This is a genomic window from Arthrobacter sp. TMT4-20, from assembly GCF_054510775.1.
On sequence record NZ_JBTNDW010000001.1, the window covers coordinates 1 to 17,909 of the forward strand.

At 55.2% G+C, this 17,909-nt stretch carries 9 protein-coding genes, 1 pseudogene and 1 other annotated feature; of the genes and pseudogenes, 5 read left to right on the forward strand and 5 right to left on the reverse strand.

Annotated features, from left to right (window positions below):
- On the forward strand, positions 1–566 hold a 566-nt coding region (locus ACX80Z_RS00005), incomplete at its 5' end, for an IS3 family transposase (RefSeq protein ID WP_459314499.1).
- Between the two features lie 88 nt (positions 567–654).
- On the opposite strand, the pseudogene ACX80Z_RS00010 reads toward ACX80Z_RS00005, so the two are convergent.
- Positions 655–1,918, reverse strand: a pseudogene (locus tag ACX80Z_RS00010) (IS3 family transposase).
- Positions 1,515–1,649 (reverse strand) — a sequence feature (AL1L pseudoknot). It overlaps the preceding pseudogene by 135 nt.
- Positions 1,919–2,008: 90 nt before the next feature.
- Between ACX80Z_RS00010 and ACX80Z_RS00015 the strand changes: the two are divergent.
- Positions 2,009–2,215, forward strand: coding sequence for an integrase core domain-containing protein (locus ACX80Z_RS00015; RefSeq protein ID WP_459314500.1), 207 nt, complete (start codon positions 2,009–2,011; stop codon positions 2,213–2,215).
- 80 nt (positions 2,216–2,295) lie between these two features.
- Here ACX80Z_RS00015 and wecB read toward each other — a convergent pair whose 3' ends face one another.
- Positions 2,296–3,447, reverse strand: coding sequence for a non-hydrolyzing UDP-N-acetylglucosamine 2-epimerase (gene wecB / locus ACX80Z_RS00020; RefSeq protein WP_459314501.1), 1,152 nt, complete (start codon positions 3,445–3,447; stop codon positions 2,296–2,298).
- A 372-nt stretch (positions 3,448–3,819) separates the two neighbouring features.
- On the opposite strand from wecB, the gene thiL reads away from it, so the two are divergent.
- From thiL to ACX80Z_RS00035, 3 genes are all read left to right on the forward strand, one after another.
- Positions 3,820–4,812 carry a thiamine-phosphate kinase gene (gene thiL, locus ACX80Z_RS00025; RefSeq protein ID WP_459314502.1) on the forward strand — a complete coding sequence of 331 codons (993 nt, stop codon included), beginning with the start codon at positions 3,820–3,822 and terminating at the stop codon, positions 4,810–4,812.
- Positions 4,813–4,989: 177 nt separating this feature from the next.
- Positions 4,990–8,160 carry an S-layer homology domain-containing protein gene (locus ACX80Z_RS00030; protein ID WP_459314503.1) on the forward strand — a complete coding sequence of 1,057 codons (3,171 nt, stop codon included), beginning with the start codon at positions 4,990–4,992 and terminating at the stop codon, positions 8,158–8,160.
- 426 nt (positions 8,161–8,586) lie between these two features.
- Positions 8,587–11,259 (forward strand): heparinase II/III family protein, encoded by a 2,673-nt coding sequence (locus tag ACX80Z_RS00035; protein ID WP_459314504.1) that lies wholly within the window; start codon positions 8,587–8,589, stop codon positions 11,257–11,259.
- A 23-nt stretch (positions 11,260–11,282) separates the two neighbouring features.
- On the opposite strand, the gene ACX80Z_RS00040 is transcribed toward ACX80Z_RS00035, so the two are convergent.
- The 3 genes from ACX80Z_RS00040 to ACX80Z_RS00050 form a co-directional block, all read right to left on the reverse strand.
- A complete protein-coding gene (locus ACX80Z_RS00040; RefSeq protein ID WP_459314505.1) occupies positions 11,283–12,608 on the reverse strand; it encodes a hypothetical protein in 1,326 nt (441 codons plus the stop codon).
- Between the two features lie 70 nt (positions 12,609–12,678).
- On the reverse strand, positions 12,679–13,509 hold the full coding sequence (locus ACX80Z_RS00045) for a hypothetical protein (protein ID WP_459314506.1): 831 nt from the start codon (positions 13,507–13,509) through the stop codon (positions 12,679–12,681).
- A 35-nt stretch (positions 13,510–13,544) separates the two neighbouring features.
- The gene (locus tag ACX80Z_RS00050) at positions 13,545–17,903 is read right to left on the reverse strand and encodes a glycosyltransferase (RefSeq protein ID WP_459314508.1); all 4,359 of its coding nucleotides are present in this window, start codon (positions 17,901–17,903) and stop codon (positions 13,545–13,547) included.
- Between the last annotated feature and the right edge of the window lie 6 nt (positions 17,904–17,909).

Consider the following 17,909-nt stretch of genomic DNA (forward strand, 5'->3'; position numbering starts at 1 on the left):
AACTCCTCCCGCTCCTTCGCCATGTACTGCAGGTTCTGCTTTCCACGAGGTCGACCGACCACAACATGCTCCCTGAATCTCAGGGTGTTGCGACGATGCCTAGAATTCAAGCCGATGAAGGCAAGCTCTATCTCTGTGCCATCAAGGACGTCTACTCGAACCGGATTGTGGGCTACTCCATCGATTCCCGGATGAAGGCATCCTTGGCCGTCTCAGCTCTTCACAACGCGATAGCGCTACGGGATCCGGACAAGACGGTGGTTCATAGCGACCGTGGTTCTCAATTTCGATCCAACGCCTTCGTGCGTGCGTTGAAGGGCGGCGAGCTCACTGGATCGATGGGCCGGGTCGGCGCGTGCGCTGATAATGCCGCGATGGAATCGTTCTTCTCGCTCCTCCAAAAGAACGTGCTGGACAGTCAGCGGTGGTCCACTCGAGCTGATCTGCGCTTGGCCATCGTGACCTGGATCGAGAAAACCTACCACCGGAAACGCCGCCAACGCAGGCTAGGGAAACTAACACCCGTCGAGTTTGAGATACTAAACACCGGCCTCAAAGCCGCCTGACAACACTAGACCCCGAGAGTCAACCAAATCCGGGGCAGTCCCTAGCGGTCTTCACGCCGGCCGCGAGAAGAATGAACCGTACCGGGGTTTAGGACGTCTTCTTGCTGGTGGCCTCGTCGTCTGATGAGGCGTCTAAATTAGCGTAGTAGGTTTGCTCGAATTCGTCGGGCGGGACCATGGCCAGGGTGCTGTGGAGCCTGCGGGTGTTGTACCAGTGGACCCAGTTCATGGTCGCCTTCTCCACATCCGCGAGCTGCTTGAGCGGGCCGTCCAGGAACGGGCTTCCTTTGCGGATGCATTCGTTCTTGAACAGCCCGATCGTGGATTCCGCTAGGGCGTTGTCATAGGCATCGCCGACGCTTCCAATTGAAGCTGCCAGGCACTCAAGGAGCAATGCCTCGCCGAACCGGATCGAAGTGTATTGGGAGCCGGCATCGCTGTGGTGGACCATCCCCTCAGGGACCTGTGTCCCGGCCTGGTCCCGGCGCCAGAGGGCCATTTTCAAGGTGGTCAGGACCATATCCGTGTCTTTGATCGTGGAGCCGTGCCACCCCACGATTGCGCGGGAAAAGACATCGATCGCGAAGGCCACGTACACAGACCCGGACCATGTTCTGACGTAAGTGAAGTCGGTGACCCACACAGCGTTCGGCCGGGCCGCGGTGAAACCCCGGTTCAGCAGGTCTGGCGCCCGGTGGGAGTCTTCGGAGCTGTCACGGCTTTGGGTTTCCGGCCCCGGACGAGGCCGTTCATGGCTTCATCCCGCATCAACCGGTCAACCGTGCACCTGGCCACGGCGTGGCCCTCCCGACGCAACCAGGCCGTCATCTTCCGCCGCCCGTAAAGCGACTCCGGTTTCTCGGCGGTGTCCTTCAAAGCGTTAACAATGGCAGCGTCCGTGACGGTCCTTGCAGCCGGTGCCTTGGACTTCCAGGACCGGTAGGTCCGCGGGGCGACCTGCACGCCCTGCTCACGCAGGACCTTGCAGGCCGGCTCGACCCCGTAGCCATCAGCACGCAGCTCGTCGATGAATCCGGCTATTTGCGGCGGCGAGGGTCGAGCTCCCTCGCGAAGAAAATCGAGGCCCGCTTCAGGATCTCGTTGGCCTCCCGCAGCTCCCGGTTCTCCCGCTCCAGCTCCCTGATCCGGGCCTGCTCGGCACTCGTGACACCGGGGCGCACGTCAGCGTCGATCTGGGCCTGAAGTACCCACCGCCGCAGGGACTCCCTGCCGATGTTCAGTTTCGGGCCGATGGCCGAACAGGCGGCAAAAACGGAGTCATACTCACTGAGATGGTCAAGGACCATCCGCACGGCACGCTCACGCTGATCCTGAGGGTATCGCTTGGGCATAATCGCTATCCTTCACAAAAAAGGAAGCGGCATCAAACCCGGTACGGTTCAGTTGAACTATAGGAGCTTCAATGCCGCCGCGAAACGGTGATGGGGCTATTCAAGAACGAGGCCATCGCGAAGGGTTCACCATTCCGCACCGGAGCGCTCAAAACCGAAACCGACGTGCAGACAATCGTCTTCGAATGGGTCCACTGGTACAACAACGAACGCCTGCATTCCGCCCTGGACCACCAGAAGCCAGAGGAACATCCGGGGCCGTGCCACGGGCCTTTGACACGTCTGGTGACCTTCTGACTCACTCATTGTCGTATTCAGGTGGTTTATTAGACAGAAATGTCTAAAAGTATAGGAAACATAAACTCAGCTAGGATTTGTTATTTTGGGGAAGTATTCGAACTCGATTCGAAGTCAGCCATACGATCACCCACGCCTAGCATGTTCTCGATGGCTGCCAAGGACCGGGCGGCTGCCTGTCCGTCGCCGTAGGGGTTCACCGCATTTGCCATCGAATTGAAGCTGGTCACATCGTTGAGCAACCTATCTACCTCGTAGACTATGCGGTCTTCGTCAGTGCCGATCAAGGAGACAGTTCCGGCAGTGACTGCTTCTGGTCGTTCAGTGTTCTCACGCATCACGAGCACGGGCTTGCCGAGACTCGGCGCCTCTTCTTGGACTCCACCGGAGTCCGTGAGGATGATGTGAGCAATCGATAGAAGCCGAGTGAACTCTCCATAGGCCAACGGTTCGGTCACGACTACATTAGGGCTCAGGGCAACTGCAGGAAGCACTGCCTCCCTCACAGCGGGGTTCTTGTGGATTGGCAGGACAATGGTCAGGTCCGGCTCTGCTGCGGCAATCCGGGCAATCGCCCGTCCAACCCCCCGCATGGCTTCGCCTTGGTTCTCTCGGCGGTGGGTCGTCACCAGGAGAATTCTCCTACCGGAAAGCGCTAGTTCCTCAAGCTGAGGATCGGCGAATGGTACCTGCCTTTTCACAGTCTCAAGCAATGCATCTATAACGGTGTTTCCAGTAATGACTATGTCTTTGGCCGAAACGTTTTCTGCCAGAAGATTGTCTCGGCTAGTGGAGGTCGGCGCTAAATGGAGGCTTGCAATTTGCGAGGTAATCTTGCGGTTCGCTTCCTCCGGAAACGGCGAGAGGGGGTTGCCCGAGCGTAAGCCAGCTTCTACATGGACCACAGGGATTCCGTGGTAGAACGCAGCAATTGCAGCGGCTGTTGATGTCGTCGTGTCCCCTTGGACGATGACGGCGTCAGGTTTCGACTGCTCAAAAAGCTGATCAAGACCATCGATGGTCCTTGTCATGATCGAAGTTAGAGTCTGTCGCTGCTGGATGATGTTCAGGTCATGGTCTGGAACAATGCCAAACAGGTCATTCACCTGATCCAACATTGCTCGGTGCTGACCGGTGACCGCCACGACACATCTAAGGCGCGCAGAAGACTTCAAAGCGGCGACAATCGGCGCCATCTTAATAGCCTCGGGGCGGGTTCCGTAGATAGGCATGATTACAGTCAAGAGAGTCCCCAAATTAGATGAATTGGTCCTTTACAACAGCCTATCTCAGCAGGACTAGCGCAGCGATAAGAGTTGGAAGGCACAGCGCCACAAACAGAACGATCGTGAGTGCAATGAGCTTCTTTCGCCGGTAGGCGGATGAGACCCCAACGCGGGATGGCCACTTGTGCGAAGTAAAGGGCGTCGAAACCAGTTCGGGCCTAGCATGATCCGCAGCCCGCCTATCGCGGGATTCCTTCGGTGCCATGTGGCGGGCGGCCGGAAGGTATTGATTTGGCGTACCGGCCATATGCACCCCTCTCGAATGACTCAATTCGATACCACTATAGATTGTGGTTCCGGGATAGTAGCGTTGGGCCTATGTCAATCACAGTCGCCGAGCTCAGTGAGTCGACGCTGCTTGAGCGAATATTTCCACGGCTCCTTTCGTCGGATGCTGCAATCGTCGGACCCGGGGACGACGCGGCGGTCCTGGCTGCCCCCGATGGGCAGGTTGTGATCTCAATTGACACCCTCGTCGAGAATCAGGACTTTAGACTCAGCCGAATGAACGGGCACATTACCAGCGGCTTTGACGTCGGTTGGAAGGCCGCTGCACAAAATCTTAGCGACATGAATGCCATGGGAGCCCGGGCGACTTCACTTGTAGTCAGTCTCACTTTGCCTGATCGGACGCCTATTGAATGGGTCGATGGTTTTGCGGATGGGTTGGCCGCCGCTATCGTGCAACTCGGTGCAGGCGGATGCGGCGTTATCGGTGGAGACCTAGGGGGTGGACGAGAACTCGCAGTGTCAATTGCTGTTACCGGAACCCTTGACTCCCGCACTCCAGTTCTACGATCGGGCGCGAATGGTGGTGACATTGTGGCAATTGCGGGAACGGTCGGTCGGGCGGCCGCCGGGTTAGCTCTTATGGAGTCCAACCATGAGGCGAGCAGCCTTGAGCCCGATATGTTGGATCTAGTATTACTACAACGCCGACCGAGGCCTCCGTTAGGGGCGGGGCCGGCAGCTTCTGCTGCCGGGGCCCGGGCGATGCTGGACCTGTCGGACGGCCTCGTCCGGGATGCCGGACGAATTGCCAAGGCGAGCGGTGTACACATCAGTTTGAACGCCCGCTCCATCGAGCTTCTCGCAGTCCCATTGCTGACTGCGGCGGCACTGCTGAAAGTTGATCCACTTGATTGGGTGCTTTCGGGCGGCGAGGACTATGGTCTGCTCGCAACATTCCCATCGGGCACTAACTTACCGGAGGATTTCTTAGAGATCGGAAGGGTTACCGAGGGCCGCCAAGGCGTGGATGTGGGGTCGAGATATCGTATTTCGGGCGGTTGGGATCATTTCTCGGGCTGACGGAAGAAAGGGGGCGGCTTGACCTGGATCCGCCCATTTTCCACATGTTTCAATCAGCATTCGATCATTCTTGGCTGAAAGTAGATTTTCCGCACCCGCCTGAGGGTAGGGTCAGCATGACTTGGAAGCTATCCAAGGTGTCGGTCGTTGGGGCTGGCTTATGCGGAGGTCAGCTTCATGTTTCTCTTCACTCGCGCCCGTTGTTTGATTGCCTCGATGATAGCGCTCCTAATGGTGATGCCCCTTCTTGTAATGGGCCCTGCTAACGCACTCGAAACTGAGGAAAACGCTACAGAATTTGCTGCGGCCGGATCATTCTTCGATGTACGCAGCGACAACCAATTCTTCGATGAGATTAGCTGGCTGGCGGCTAAGCGAATCTCGACAGGTTACTCAGATGGATCCTTCCGCCCACTTGAGCCGGTAAATCGTGACGCGATGGCCGCCTTCATGTACAGGCTCGCAGGCAGCCCCGCTTACACACCGCCCACCACCTCTCCCTTCACAGACGTCACCACGAGAACGCAGTTCTACAAGGAAATCAGCTGGCTTGCGTCCAAGAAGATCTCGACCGGCTACCCAGACAAGAGCTATCGCCCTCTCGAACCTGTTAACCGAGACGCGATGGCTGCGTTCATGTACCGTCTGGCGGGGAGCCCTTCATACACTGCCTCCCCGACTCCGCGATTCACGGATGTAGGCACCGGCGTTCAGTTCTACAAAGAGATCAGCTGGCTAGCCTCCAAGAAGATCTCGGAGGGTTGGTCGGACAGAACCTATCGCCCGCTCCTGCCGGTCAACCGCGATGCCATGGCGGCCTTCATGTACCGATATGCAGGCAGTCCTGCAATCACTGCGCCCCCTGTCTCTCCGGTATCGGCAGTTACTGCCTATGCTGCAACACCAACTACGGTGTCCCTCCGATGGGCCAACCCAGCGTCCAGCGCATACACAGGTGTCCTAATCCGACGAGCTGCCGGAAACGTTGCACCTGCTTCCCCAACGGAGGGAGTCGCAGTCAGCGATGTTCCGGTTCCTAAGACCACGGTAACGAACACGGGCCTTCAACCGTTGACAACCTACTCCTTCTCCTACTTCGCGCATGATGGAGACGGTCGTTTCGCTGCTCCAGCAAAAGCGACGGTAACAACCCCAGGCGAGGCGACAGTGGGTGGACCTAGCTTGAGCGACCAGCGGACCACCTTGAGGGCCCAAATCACAGCAGCCAAAAACCTATATGTCGATTCACGCCCGTTCATTTCATTGCTGGCTCGAGCTGACGGGCTGATCGTGAAGGACGCGATTGCCAACGGGACAATCAGCCTGGACAAGACAGGAGTTCTAGTCACGGCGGCAACTACCCAGACGGCCATGACCGCGGCGGCGAAATCAGTCGATGCCGAGAGTTTGCGAGCTGCGACTGTAAAGACCAGCGCCACACAGATGAAGTCGCTGAAAGATCTTCGACTGGTTCAGCAAAATGTAGCGAAGACAGCGCTGTCTGACCTCAAGGCAGCACGTATATCGGCTTCTGCCTACCAAGCTACAAAAGTTCGTGCGGAGGCGTTCACTACGATCCTTGCTGCCGATCGCGTCGCCCAACGAAATGTCATCGGCAAGGTAGCTGCGGCTGCAAAGCTGCAGGCGCCAGCGTGGCGGGACGAGCTTGAGGGCCGCACGGGCAGCATCCCGTCCGTTTCCGGATGGGTTGGATTTCTCGGTGGCTGCGCACTTCCGGTAGCTGAGTCTAAGTTTGTGCCTAAGCTCCCCGTCAGCGGACCGGGAGTAGTCACAACCAACAAAATGATTGCTGATGCTAACTTGCGGGCAGCATCGGATCCTGCCATTGAAAAGGTTCATGGACAAATGATCCGTGGAGCCGCTAACCAAGCTGCGGATGTCCTGACGATTGATCAATTGCGCGGAAGTTTCTCTACTCGCGTTTCAAGGCTCGGATACGGTTGGCTGCAGGCAGGAGACACAAAATCTCGAGACGCTCTGCGCTCGGATACCAAGAGGATCCTCGAAAGCGGGCCGGAGTCAATGAGCACTCTGACAGCGTCCCATCTCCTTCTCGCTGCGGGCACCGCGAACGACTGGGCACCGGTTGCAGGTATGGACGAGACGGTGCTAGTGCGCTGGCTCGGCCCGCAAACCTGTCTTCATGCAGACCGGGAGAACTTTGTCGATGCAGCCACGAATATTGCCGCGATTCACAATGCAGCTACATTCGTCGCGTCAGCCGTCTATCTAGAGAAGTCACCCGCACAGGCCGGCGCACTGGCCAAGGAATCGTTGGTCTCCATCCAGCCGGCCCTTGCCATGGTCACCGCCGACGGCGGGTCTCAAGAGGGACCCGGGTACTGGACCTATGAAAGCCGCGCTTTCGCTACGGTGTATTCCACCCTTCCCAATGTTTACGCTTCCAATCCGATTCTGATTCCTTCATTGGCCAAAACAGCTGACTACGCGATGAACAGCACCGGGCCCGATGGGTTGCCGACGCCGTTCGCGGATTCGGAACCAAACCCGCTTAGTCCTCTGATGCCAGCTTGGATCTCATACACCACGAAGGACCCTGGGGTTGCCGCGTGGGTTTGGAAGGAGAACCAGGTCAAGCCCGACTCTCAACTCATGTGGTGGTGGGCTAAGCCGGGTCAACTTCCGGCGAAGAAATCAACGGTTTATCCGTTCACCGGATTCGCTGCTCTGCATCTTCCGAGCGGTTCCACGGCCGGAACTGCAACCTTGAAGGGTGGGGAGAACACCACGGCCCATTCCCATCTTGACGTCGGCACTGTCTCTTTCTTCCGGAAGGGAGTTCAGTGGTCCATCGATCCGGGAACCGAACTTAACAACCCCACCGGATACTACAGCGCAGCCACCCGCTGGGACTTCTGGAAGCCAGGCACGTCCGCTCATTCAACCTTGCTCCTCGGGCAGTCGAATCAGCCGATTGGAGCTAAGGGCGCAACGAAGCTACTCTCGTCGTCGTCGGCATCGGTTGACATGGTTCAGGCCCTACCTGGGACATCTTCAGCAACCCGAACGATCACGCTCGATTCCGCCAGCTTGGTAGTTGCCGATGTAGTGAAAGCGAATTCCGGCAAAGCACTGACCTGGCAATGGGTTACCGATGCCGCCGTTACTATTGACACGAATTTGAACCGGGCGATTCTAGCGAAGAATGGACAACAAATCACCATCTCCTTCGGCGGCGTTCCGTCTGGATCAAAGCTGGGGGCTGTCGCGGCGCCGGGAAAAGGACCAGACGGTAAGGCACTGACAATAATCAAAATGACCATGGTGAAGGTGTCCAACCTCAACCTGACCGCAACGGTGAAATAGCGACCGAGGCTCTAGGCCAGAGCATATGGATTTTACTCTGCGCGCCGCATTGGGAACCGGCTAGATATACCCCAGAGGAAAGCGCTCAATAGAGCGCTGGAAAGGTTTGACAACATACCTGCTAAACGCTTACCTGACCAAACTGCCATACGCCCCAGCACCATACCGGACTGTCTCCTACCGAGGCCAGGATTCCCCACATTTCGACACGATGCGGTCAGACGACGAAACGACCCAACTGCCTGAGCAATCTATAGTCACTGCAAGACTCACTCAACCTTGCGGACTCGTTGTCACGCGTAGGCCCGTCTAGCGGACGTCATCTTTTCGGATCGCGGCTAAGCTTGATGAATTGAACAGTGGGCCGGTCCACACGCACCGGGTTCGATGTCGGTCCGCATGTCATACACATTAGGTTTAGGGGAAATGGTTACAACGACTCAGATGTCGACGCTCCGAGGGATTGTTCTTGAGTTGTTGCCTTCAACGCCAGGGGATGTCAGCACCTCCAGGGCAATGAACTTCATTGAGAATGGTCTAATTTCCTCTCCGTCCTTCGGGGACGTTGACTATGATCAGGGCGCAATTTGGTCTGCGCCCCTTCGTCGAGGCCAGCAGCGTTATCTTCATGGCTTCATATTCTTCGTGGACTGGTTCGATACGGTACTTAGAAATGACGAGACCGCCGATCAAGCGGCCCTCATGGCGATATCCCTTGTGAAAGATTGGGCGGAACGACATCCTGCCCCAACGAGCTCACAGCCGATGGCTCATCATGACGAGACTACTGCGCAACGTCTAATGAATTTGATCTCCTTGGAAATTAGGGTACGGGACATTCAGCCGGAGCTCTCAAAGCAAGTTTTGGAACCACTCATTAGTAAGACAGCTGACCTCCTCGCTCAGGACTACTTTCACGCTTCTGGGAATAACCACGGTATGTTCCAGGATCTCGCTCTGCTCTACTGGAGTATTTTATTCGCTTCGCCGCACGAAGCCCGCTCTGAATCCTATTTCGATACGGCAATGCGCCGTTTGAAAGCATACTTCAGTGAATGCTTTACAAATGATGGTGTTCATGTGGAGAATACGCCCACATACCACCTGATGGTTTCCCGACAGGTCGCGAATGTTCAACGCATTGCCGCAATTGCTGACCACCCCGATGCTTCCTATTACGCCAGTCTGATCAGCCGAGCAGAACGATACGCCACCCACGCGCTGATGCCGGACGGTGTATACCCACCGATCAGTGACACCCAGCAAACAGCAGTAAGCCGTTCGGGCATTCATAAAATCTTCACAACTCCTGAGTTCGCTTATGCCAGTAGCGTCGGTGCACGTGGACGCCCCCCACAAGAGCGCTGGCTTCTGTTGCCCAACTCAGGATACGCAATCTACCGCAGCCAGTGGGGTGATTCCGACGCGACTTTCGCGTTTTTCTCGGCAGCATACAATGCTGACTACCACAAACATTCTGACGATCTTAGCCTTTTTCTACGTAGTAAAGGTATCGACCTACTTAGTGAGTCTGGACCATATAGCTACGACTACAAGGATCCGTTCTCTCGTTATGCCTACTCCCAGTTTGCTCATAACAGTCTTGTCGTTGATGGCGTGAGCCTGCCGCGCACCGACGATAAAAAGGATAAAGTAGCCCTCCGAACGGTGGAGGAAGGACCGAATGGATTCACGGTCGTTGGAACCAATGCTAGATATGAGAACGTAATTCATCAACGTACATTTGCAGTTACAGATGGTTCTGGAACACCGCAGTTCGACCTAGAAGACTCAATTTCCAGCACCGCTGAGCATGACTATGAACTCCTATGGAACCTCGGCACCGAAGTCGACGTGACGTTACACGGTCAAGGCTTTGAACTCTTTCACGGCGGCCAAAAAGTGATGGACCTTATGTTTTCTGCAGATGTACCGACATCGCTTTCGCTTCGTGAAGGTGTCGAAAAACCTAAACCTATGGGATGGCGGTTTCCGAAGTTTGGGGAATCAACTTCGGCTAAGGTAGTAATTATTCGATTCTCGGGAAAGAACGCAAAGTTAGAAACAAAAATTCGATTAGATAACTTCAGCTACACAGATAGAAATCTTTCCCTTGCAGGTTGGTCCCGCTACGAAAGTAATGTTCCTCTGAACTTTCTATTTGTACCGGGAAAATCGGAGCTAGGGCGAAAAAAGTTGACAGTTGTATTTACCGCGATACATAATCCTGGAGATTTCACCTACAACTATAAAGCAACAGTGGATGACGTCGACATAAGTGCTTTGTATATCTTGGATGACTTTGGAGACCAAGGCGCATATTATCATTCCGATCACCGCTCCTCCGCCATATTTGAAACCGTCCAGTCCTTGATTAAGGAAGTTGTTCAACATAATAGACTTAGTGTCACTGACGTTGTTACTGCAGGATCGTCAAAGGGTGGAACCGCAGCGCTGATTCACGGCTTTGCACTGCACGCCGGCAGGATAATTGTCGGTGCACCACAAACACGAATAGGAACTTTCGTCGCAGGCCCGCACCCGAACGTGCTGAGGTTCATGGCCGGAGGCGAGGGTGAGGATGATATTGCTCACTTGGATGGCATAGTTGACAAATACGCTCTCGAGGCTACCGATAAAACCAAGGTATCGATCCTAGTTGGAGACAACGACCATCACCTTCCTCGGCATGTTCGCCCCCTATTGGAAGGAATGTCTGCTGAGAACATCAATCCCCCCAATCTCACGATCCTCGCGGATCTATCCCACGCCGATGTTGGTTCGGTATTCAGATTTTTCCTCAGGGCCAACCTTGAGCAGTGGGTTGCGGGTTCGCCTGAAGAATCATTGCCCTATATCCTGACAGCGGATCAGGGATCGAGGAGCATCCGGATTAAGGTTTATGCGCCAGCCGGGGTCCAACTCTCCTACCGGCTCTTCAAAGGCTCAGAAATTGTTCGACGCCGTAGTTACTCCGATCGACGGGTGGTTGTTTTTGAGGACCTGCCTCCCGGGAAGTACCGGGTGAGAGTATTTCAAATGGCAACCGATCCCAGTTTGGCGACCGCGTTCACAACTCGCTGGCTAACGATCAAGTAAATCGGAATCTGAGACCTTTGGACCTAGTGGCCGCCCACCCTACCGATAGTTGAGTCTCCGAAGTCCATGCTTGCAACCAACGGGAAATCCAGGCACTTGATATCTAGGGTAGGCGTGTACCGACTAGTTTTCCGGACAGAAAGTCCGATAGTCTGTGCAACGCTCTGCGGGACCGCATCGTGCGGAATGCCGTAGGAAGCGATCTGCCCATCGATGTGGCCCAGAACCTTATCTTCGAGCACGGCGTCAAGGAGCCGTTCCGCACCGCGTTTGGATAGTACATAGCCATCTGCACCCCAGCCGTGGACAGTATCTGGCCTTGAACCAAGGGTTTCCCACAGGGTACTCACGGCTGTCGAAACGGCGCCGGCCTTGACGGCGGACATGCGTTCATTGACAAACAACACATCGAAGTCCCCAGCATCATCAATAACATAGGGAATATTTCGCCAGGTAAAAGGTAATCCGTCATCCTCCAGGAACAGTCCGTGGCTTTGGTTGCTCCCCAGGAACGCCTTCCACATCGAAACATGACCGAGAGCGCACCCAAGCGCCCCCTTACCGATCCTCAGCCCGCGGTGCGCCGCGATGTCAGGCAGGCTTGACGGTTCGATAGCGCGTCCGTCTATTGCACCATGCCAGATAGGGTCAACACCGAACCGGTGGTAAAGGTCCATAAGGAGGTCGACTTTTCGGTTGTCCTCTGGCAGGTTCAAGACGAACGTTGGAACATCTTCAGTCTGGCCTTCAAAAAGCAGTGCCAACTCCGCACGTTTCGCCAGAACCCTTGCAGCTAGGGTGTCCCTATCTGCGACGCTCGACTTCATGAGACGCTCGACATCGGGCCATGCTCCGCAAACTGCAGCCATTTCGCCGAGCTTCAAGCCTTCAGGCGACCGTGGTACCTGAATGGCCTCGGGTCGATTCACACGACCAAGTAGATCAGCTGCCTGCGAAACTCGGTCCGCGGAGATAAGTGTTTCAACCAATGAGACAAAGACACTGATGTTCTCTGGCCAAGCACCATAGGCCACGAGTAGGAAATCAGCGGCTTGCCCGTACTCCCCTGCACGGCGCGCGACAGTCATACCCGCGGTTGCATACAGCTCCGGACTAAGCCCAGTCCCGCGTAGTTCCTCGAGCCGAGCAAATGACGCAGGAAGGCCCTCTGACACGCGAAGGTAATCAATGTAGTTCCTGAAGTCGACCCGTGCGCCTTTGGCGACACCGGAACCAAGGACCGAAAATCGAGTGGCCAGGACCCGCGCGTGAAGATCGAACTCCCGCTGAGCTGGCGCATCAAGGGCCCATCCATACATAAGCATTTTACCAAAGTCTTTTGAATCCAATGTCCTTTAATCCTCAGCATCGAGCAATAACGCCTTCATGATGGAACGCGGTGAACCTTTTTGGAAACGATCAGATCGTCTCGGAGGCTCCGATGAGCCTTCCCGAGGGCAATATATCGGCCACTTCGCCACCGGAGTGCATAACCCGGATTATCTCCAACTCAACGGCTCGCTCAAGCACTCCGTGCCCACTCTCCTCGTCCTCATATACGAGGAATTGAACTTTTCGCCGCCCCCCCGTTCCCATATACTCATTCCGATAGGGTACGAAATGATTCTGCAAATGGAAATCGTCGTAAAGATTCTGAGCATAGGTTAATGAGAAGTCGCCATCCCAGTCGATGCAAGTGAGATGGGATGAGAACTTCTCGGACACATCTCGCTCACTCATTCCAGGATATGCAACTTCAATCATTTTGTTGAAGGTTTTCTTGTAATAAGCCCGAACATCGACCTGAATATTAGAACAGTAGATTTTGACCCCTGGGTTCCGAGTTCCAATCTTTATCGCTGGAATACCTCCTCCCGACGAAGCATAAATGACGATACGGGCGGAATCTATCTTTATCTGCGTGACCATCCGTTCGACCAGAATAGAAAGCCACTCGGCGTAGTGATGAGACCGGTTTCCAACATACCAACCCAGATTGATATCACGATTCATGAAAAGCATCGGATCGAACATGGAGACTACATTGTGGTCCATGGATTCTGCATAGGAAGATCTCTGAAATGCCGGAACAGGCTTAGCCCTGTCAAAGCGCCCTGGGGTGAAAAGGGTCCAATCCTGCGATCCTGTAAGGTTCCACCAGAAAGGAAATAGAACATTTCTATACGAAATAAAAAAACTTCCCTTTCGACTGTACTTTGCAGCATCACTAAAAGTAAAGAATACCTTCATCTACTTTTCTCCGGAGTATTGTTTAATCACTATATCTAAGAATCTTCCAAAATTGCTTTGAGTAGAGCTGGCAAGACAACCGGCTGATCGAAGCGTTCTTCGACGAAGCCCTTTGCGGCATCAACCATTCTCGTCCGAGTCGACTTGTCGTCCGCCATCGCAGCAATATGGTGCGTCATGGACTCAACTGACGGAAAGATCCACGACACCGGGTAGATTTGATCGGCGCCCGACCACGCGAGTGTGGTAGGAAGTGCTCCAGATGCAGCGCCATCAGCCAGCGTGAGATGGAACGACTCGAAATCACTAGTTGAAATGACGGTTCCGATCTTCCTGTACCACTCAGCCATATCGTCTCCTTGCGCGTCAAATGTCACCGCGCCCGAGAGAAGCGGTTCCCGTTCTATACGGCTGTACTGCTCGAGGTAGTAAGCCAATTCCTCCGGACGATCAGCCATCCAAGGAAAGTCTTCGGGACGTTTCCCCTTGATGTAAAGGTGGTACCGATCATCGATCAGGCGTAGTCCCTGCAACACATCCAGCGCCCGATCGAGTCCCTTACGCTGAGGGACGATTCCGACGAAACCAAGGTTCCAATTGGCATCATCAGTTTTCCCGCGGGACAGGGCCTGTACATTGACGTAATTTGGAATAACCCTCGATTTTGCGGCTGGGATATTGAAGTCCCGATGGGCGATGCTTGCAATATGTTGGCCTACGAATACGAACTGGTCGACGTTGCTGACATTGAGTTGCCGCAGGTAAGGGGTGGACAGCTCTTGCAGATGCAGCCTGCACACGAGCCTCTGATCCGGGCGCTTATTATTGGCAAACCATACGGCGTTTCCCAACGTCCATTCGCAGAAGATGACGTCGGCGTCCGCTAACTTGGCGCGGCTAATGCCCTCATCGTGTTGCGAATGGCCTCCCCACAAATCGATCTCAACATGATGATTTGTCTCCCTGAGGTGTGAGATTAGGCCGGCAGCAAACTTCAGATCATGACCTGCGATAAGTATCCGGCGTGCCGCTTGTGTGACGCTTTCTACAGATTTCCTTGAGGACGTGGCAATTCGCCTACTGAGGACCAGCGATGTCCCCGCCCCCGTAGCTTCCAGAGCTTCCAGGTCGGCCGCGTCAGTAGACCCGCCAGGCAGCAGGCGGACTAGCCCACTACCACTTTCGCCAATGTACTTGGACTCTATCCTCGCTGAATCCCAGGTGAGGTACTTCCTCGATGAAAGCAGATCTTCATAATAGGTTCGGTCAATCGGTGAGCTAGGGACATCTCCGATAAGCGTAACTCCGCGATCGATCAAGGCCCGGTAGCTCGTCGTATTCATCACTTCACTATGGATTCCATCCTCCGGTTCGAAGGAAACGACCATATTCTGGGTCAATAGCAGAGCCGGACGGACACTTTGGGCCTCGAGCTGCGAGATGATCTCAGGAGTAATCTCCGGAACGCGAAGCGCATACTTTTCAAGGGCTGGCGCTTTCACAAGCAGTCCGGCTGTTCTCAGAGCGTACGCAAGTCGGTGGGCCGCGGTATGGCTCCGTAGGACAGCACGCATTGCGAGCCACGCGTCGTCGTTGCGCGCGTCTTCATTTTCCATCCAGTACGTAATGAGAGCCTGGGCACTGGATTCATCCTTGACAATGGGGACGATGTTTCCAAAAGTGCTGTCAATACCTTTGCCTGGACCGCTGATCACCGCTCCCCCGCATGCGGCAACTTCGAAAACCCTTCGCGAGAACATGGTGTTCGAATCCTCGACTGAGTTCACATTCACATGGACCGGGTGTGCCTTGTACGCTTCGAGCATCTCGGCGTAAGTAAGTCCACCGCTGACAAAGGGTGCGAGGTCTGGCGGGAACCTGTACGGACTGTCCGGGTTGAGGTGCTGGCGGTCATAGATGGTGAGCCCTGATCGAAGTGCCGCAGCCAACAGCCCGTGGAGTTGGTCGGACCGTTTCTCATAACGGTCGCCGTAGTACGAGCCTGCGTAGCTCACCGTGTGGGAGTAGGGTTTCGTCCCAGGAAGAGGGTTATGAAGTTGGGGCTGAGCATAGAAAGGTAATGATGCGACAGTTCTCACCGTGGAACTGTTCAACTGAAGATAACTTGGAATTGATCCGTCGTCACTTGTGAAGACGTGGTCGAAGTGCGTCGAGGTCTGCTGGAAGCGGTTGAAGTGAACCGGGTCCTCTTTGTTCCAGAAAATAGTCGGGATTGAGTTCTCGCGGCAGTAGTCAAGGAGCGCTAGCAAATCAGCGAACGAGTCGTCGTCGTAATAGCCGACCTTTCCCCGCCAAGCGCCTCCATTACCGTCCCAAGCGGATTCCACGAACATTGCATCAATAGGTCTCGTATCAAGTTCGGCTTTCCAACGGTCGGGATGAACCTCGACCAGCCCGATCTCCGGACGCAAACCAGAGATGGTGAACTCGTCGGCGATAATGCCGAGGGTGAGGTCGGAGAGGGTGTGGGAAGCCGATAGTGCTTCTACATTGGATATCGCGCTAGAACTCCAGGCAGCCTCAGCTACCCGGTTCCAGGTTCTTTCACCAACTACCCAAAGGCGTGCGCGACGGCTCATTTCTCGTTTGAGTTCCGGATTTTCCAGGAGGTCCTCAATGACGTTCGCCAGTGCATCTGGGTCGCCGGGTGGGAACAGCCGTGCACGCTCACCGTCCGCACCCGCTAGATCCCGCATTGGCGCGAGATCAGATAAGACCACCGCTCGACACGCCGCCATTCCTTCCAACGGTTTCAGTGGGGACACCATCTCAGTGACGGGCAAGGGCAACCGCGGGCATGGCATGATGTCGAACAGGCTGACGAACGACGGAATCTCCTCGGCGGCTACCCTGCCGGTGAAGTGAACGAGCTCCGCGATACCAAGTTGCTGAGCTTGGAGTTTGAGTCCAGAGAGAGCTGGTCCGTCCCCGACAATCACTATTCGGACGCGGATGTCCTTTTGCACGAGGATCTTGAACGCGTCAAGAAGGGTGTTGAGGCCTTCGTAGTGAACCAGGCTGCCGGCGTAGCCAACTACTGGAATATCGTCCTCTAAACCCAACCTGGTGCGGGTAGCAGCGTCCGGAGGCATGTCACTGAACTCATCCGTGTCGACGGCGTTCGGAAGAATTGAGATCTTCTCGAGCGGAATACCTCGATTAACAAGCTCGTCCCTCACCTGTGGAGTGATCGCAAAGACTGAGTCGGAGTTGAACGCGACGAACGTTTCCATGTCTTTCGACGATGCGAACCGATCAGAAACGTCCCAATGTGCCTTGGTGGATGCTTCGGTGATCTCCCATAGTCCGCGCACCTCATAGGTAAATGGAAGGCCGAGCCGCCGAGCCGCGATAAGGGCAGGAAGGGCCGTGACGTGATTCGATGCCGCGTGGATGCGTTCGACACGGTTCCGGATTGCAATCTGAACGTAGCTATCCGCAGCATGCTGGATGTAATGATCGAGCGGGCTCTGCGTCCAGGTAGGTCCGTAGCTGAAAAAATGCGACACACCAGCAATGGATTCGATATAGCTAGCGTTGGAGGATGGAGCTTTGTCGGTCTTGACATCCCATGGGTACCCGGGCCTAGCCGCGATGATGATGTCGGCTCCGGCCGCCGCCATTCCTTTGACGAGGCCAGCTGTCCGAGTTGAATATCCGTTGGAATTGTAAGGCGAAACACTATGTGCGCAGTACATCAGTCGTCCGCGTTCGGGCTGATACCCCGGGCTGCCCTGCGGCGGGGAAAGGACTATCGGGCGCTTCCTAAGCCTGTTGAGACCCTGCACAGCGTCTAGCAACTGACGTTCCTTGGGAGTCAGATCAGTCAAGACCTGCTGGTTGTTTGCGATGAGAGCGGCCGGCTCGTCAATAGCTCCAAGTACAAAGTACAAGTGGGCAATAAGGTTGTAAATATTTCCTTTTGACGGCGTTATATTCACAAGACCGCGCAATTCTTCCGCCCGTTCAATCGGGGTGGGCAGCCGGACTACCGGTTTCGTGACCATCGACGGTACAGCATGCTCTCTGCTGATAAGGCTGAGGACCGGGGTCTTAAGTTTTGAAAGGGCCCGCGCGGGACTGGTCAACGCTGTTCCGACTTTAAGCCTTGAGGACTTGCGCAGAGCCGAAAGCGCGGAGCGAAGCACCCTGTTCTCCTTGGAAAGTTCCTCTGCCGTCGTCGAGAGTTCGGAAGTGCTTCGCTGTGCTTCAAGGAGTTGAGTTCTAAGAGTCCGAATGGTGTCGGTATCCCGCTTGTGGCTGCGCTGTAAGCCCTCGAGTTCGTCGATAAATGTGTCGATGTCTGCCAAGTACTTGGACCGCTGCGCCGCGAGCAGGGGTGATTTGGTGCGTCTTTCATCGTCAAATTGCATAGCACT

Bases quoted from the DNA above. Each gene is read 5' to 3' on its own strand.
- ACX80Z_RS00035 (WP_459314504.1), top strand. From the start codon at position 8,587: ATGGTTACAACGACTCAGATGTCGACGCTCCGAGGGATTGTTCTTGAG.
- wecB (WP_459314501.1), bottom strand. From the start codon at position 3,447: ATGCCTATCTACGGAACCCGCCCCGAGGCTATTAAGATGGCGCCGATT.
- ACX80Z_RS00030 (WP_459314503.1), top strand. From the start codon at position 4,990: ATGTTTCTCTTCACTCGCGCCCGTTGTTTGATTGCCTCGATGATAGCG.
- ACX80Z_RS00050 (WP_459314508.1), bottom strand. From the start codon at position 17,903: ATGCAATTTGACGATGAAAGACGCACCAAATCACCCCTGCTCGCGGCG.
- ACX80Z_RS00045 (WP_459314506.1), bottom strand. From the start codon at position 13,509: ATGAAGGTATTCTTTACTTTTAGTGATGCTGCAAAGTACAGTCGAAAG.
- thiL (WP_459314502.1), top strand. From the start codon at position 3,820: ATGTCAATCACAGTCGCCGAGCTCAGTGAGTCGACGCTGCTTGAGCGA.
- ACX80Z_RS00015 (WP_459314500.1), top strand. From the start codon at position 2,009: ATGGGGCTATTCAAGAACGAGGCCATCGCGAAGGGTTCACCATTCCGC.